A 2,906-nucleotide genomic window follows, 5' to 3' on the forward strand; every position below is an offset into this window, starting at 1 on the left:
GGTACTGCAACAACGCCATTACCGTATCCCTTCCCAGTTAACATACCTGAACCTATTGAAGTTATAGATAGACTTAATTGATAGCTTGTTCCCAAAGTATCCGCAAATGGATCTAACCAAGAATTTATCCTATCTATTTGATACCGGTCCATTACATATAATAATAAGTTTGGTCTGTATAAAAACGCCAATGCAAATAATCCTAAAGATATAATTACAGTTATAAAAACAGATAATATTATTCTCATATTAATACCTGATATGAGTATCATACCTACCATAATAGAAACCATAACCATACCAGTCCCTAAATCGGGCTGAACAGCTACTAGGATTAACGGAATTATAGTTATACCAACAATTTTAAATAACAGAAAAAAATCTAACTTTAAAGATCTTATTTGATATTTCTCGTTATGATTAGATATTACTCTTGCTAAGTAAAGAATTAAAAAGATTTTCATGAATTCTGAAGGTTGAATAGAACCAAATCCCGGAATTAAAAACCAAGCTTTTATTCCTTTAATATTAGGTGCTATTGTTTCTGGAGATATAATAAGCAAAGCCAGAATTAAGTTACCAAATATATATAAATATAGGGATAATTTTTTTATTTGTTCAAAATCAAAAAAATATACAATTGCTGAAATGATCATACCGAATAGGAACCATATTGCTTGTTTTAACGCAAAATTATCATCATACGGCAAGTATTTTTGTGCGCTATATATAAAGGTACAACTTACAATCATAAACAAAATAATTACCAAGTAAATTATTATATCTAGATTATTGAATTTATTTTCTTTCATTTATTTACCTCTTTATTAAATCTAATATAAATAGTAATAATAGCTATTCTTTTTTAATACTCACCATGGGGTAGAGTCATCTTGTTAATAGAGACCAACTATAAAAACCTAAAGTGGAAAACTAGTTGTGTAGTAAATATCAGTAAATATCTTACTTTGCCATTAACTATGACCAGTGGTTTACCATTTCTTTTTAATCCAAAAAGGTGTAAATACAACCAAAAATAAGAACATAACCGCGTATAAATAATTCATTGAAATTTTTTGAAGAACCCCAAAGACTATTGCTACTTCAATGACAACTGCAGGTACTTTCCCGATTGAACTTGCAGTCATAAAACTCCATCCGGCAATAGTTGTTAAAGAAGCACCTGCGGTAACTATCCCTGATGGAACAAATGGTAGAATTCGAAATAGAATAATTAGTGTGAACACATGCATGGGAGAACTATTTTTTATAGTTTTAAAAATTGTATGACTTAGCCATCCAGGATTAATTTTAGAGAAGCCCCACCGATACATGTGAAAACCAATAATTGCACCAAAAATTTCTCCAGTAAATGTAAGAATGACACCAAGAACTAAACCCAAGGAGTTTATGTTGATAGCAGTAACAAAGAAACTTGGTATAAAGCCAATTGCACCAATTCCCAAGTTCAAGAAAAGTAATAAGATAAATTTGATTGTTGTGCTCATTAAAGAAATGAGTGTTATCGATTCATTCACAAACTATAAACCACCTATGATAATGTTATTAGTATTTACTCATATGGTCGCTCCAATGAGGAGGATGCTCCTTCCTTGTGTACTAATATATAATATAGAAGAATTAAGGAAAAGTTATGGAGATTAAATTTTTTAATACCATTGTAATTAAAACGCAATTTAACAAGTGAGGTTTTGAAATTTTATATTTTTTTATTAATGGAGTATGTTATTGTAAATAAATTTTTCCTTCCTTCTTGTCTCTACTTTTGACTTATATTATATCCTTCAGTTAGATCCTATTTATTGTGATTTCTAATTCATTAACTAATGTTATTGTGCAAAATAGAAATCCAGAAAATTCATCCGATGAAAATAAATAAAAACAGATAGACGAGATGGAGATTTATCTCTGTACGAAGGAAGGGATCAAAGGCATGTTAAGAGGGTAGTGCATCAAAGTGGAGGGTGTATGCAGATATTCGGCAACTTACTCTTTATAAGGGGAGCTATTATGAAATAAAGAAGTTTTCTTCTTAAGCTATCGAGGTGCTTTAGTTAAATATTTTAAAATCACCTCTCTAGTTTAACCGAGAGGTGGTTTTTTCGTTGGATACTTATGTTAAAATAGCTAATGATTGTGAAGGGTTTCACTTAAACTAACGCAGCAGTTTAGTTGAATATTCGCTTTCCGAAATAATCAATCTTTATTACAAAAAGCCCTATAAAGGTATGAAAAATAGGGGCTATAATTTTCTATTAGAATCAGCATTTGAAGCTGTGTTTTAATCAATCTTTATTCCAAACCAACAGCAAGATAATTATTAAAATAGAGGTAAATAAAATACCTCTAAGAGAATTAAACTTTGACAAATTCTTTGACTTGTGAAGTTATTTCGCTAGCTTCCGTGGTAGATGTATGATTTCTTAATAAGTCACAAGGTTGACCAATCAGTTCAATTGATCCTTCTTTTAACTTTACAATACGATCAGCAAGTGCATGTGCATCGTTTTCATCGTGCGTAACAAAAATGGCTGTGATACTTGCCTTTTTCAAGATGAAACGCAAATCTTTTCGGATTTTCACTTGCAGCTCCGCATCTAAATTGCTAAAAGGTTCATCTAATAAGATTAAATGTGGATTGGGAGCAATAGCACGTGCAATTGCAACACGTTGTTGCTGCCCACCGCTTAATTGATGCGGGTATCTGTTGCTAAAATCCTGTAATTCAACAAGCTCAAGAACTTCTTGGAGTCGCTTCTTCTTCTCAGTTTTCTTCATATTAAACAAGCCAAATAAAATATTTTCCGAAACTGACATATGTGGAAAGAGTGCATAATCCTGAAAAACCATCCCTATGCCACGTTTTTCCGGTTGACGAAATTTTT

General features: G+C 31.3%; 3 protein-coding genes. All 3 read right to left on the reverse strand.

The features are described from left to right. On the reverse strand, positions 1–812 hold an 812-nt coding region (locus LDK52_RS19760; RefSeq protein ID WP_277587619.1), incomplete at its 3' end, for an FtsW/RodA/SpoVE family cell cycle protein. 180 nt (positions 813–992) lie between these two features. After that, a complete protein-coding gene (locus tag LDK52_RS19765) occupies positions 993–1,538 on the reverse strand; it encodes a TVP38/TMEM64 family protein (RefSeq protein ID WP_277587620.1) in 546 nt (181 codons plus the stop codon). An 838-nt stretch (positions 1,539–2,376) separates the two neighbouring features. Beyond that, positions 2,377–2,906 (reverse strand): ABC transporter ATP-binding protein (locus tag LDK52_RS19770; RefSeq protein WP_277587621.1); only part of this gene is annotated, 530 nt, incomplete at its 5' end.

This window comes from Psychrobacillus antarcticus (genome assembly GCF_029533155.1).
In the GTDB taxonomy this organism is placed as follows: Bacteria; Bacillota; Bacilli; order Bacillales_A; family Planococcaceae; genus Psychrobacillus; species Psychrobacillus antarcticus.